The following is a 328-nucleotide window of genomic DNA, read 5'->3' on the forward strand; positions in this document are numbered from 1 at the left end:
TGACGCCCGGTCCGGCCGGCTAGCGCCCGGCCCCGATCGTGCGGACGATCTCCTCGGCGGCGCCGTCCACCGGGACCTGGGTGATCTCGCCCGTCGCGCGTTCCCGGAGCTCGACGGTCCCCTCCGACCAGCCACGGCCCACCACGACCACCCACGGGACACCGATCAGCTCGGCGTCCTTGAACTTCACTCCCGGCGAGGCCTTGCGGTCGTCGAGGATCACCTCGAGGCGGGCCCGGTCGAACGCCTCCACGAGCGTCGCGGCCCCGCTGATCGCCGCCTCGTCCTTGTTGGCGATCACCACGTGGACGTCTGCCGGCGCGGCGGA

Annotated in this window: 1 protein-coding gene; it reads right to left on the minus strand. The window is 73.2% G+C overall.

The annotated features are described in order from the left end of the window. Positions 1-19 precede the first annotated feature (19 nt). Positions 20-328, minus strand: a 309-nt coding sequence (locus G6026_RS17425) for a His/Gly/Thr/Pro-type tRNA ligase C-terminal domain-containing protein (protein WP_241728070.1), incomplete at its 5' end; no start/stop codon positions are given.

The organism is Dietzia sp. DQ11-38-2 (assembly GCF_014145055.1).
In the GTDB taxonomy this organism is placed as follows: domain Bacteria; phylum Actinomycetota; class Actinomycetes; order Mycobacteriales; family Mycobacteriaceae; genus Dietzia.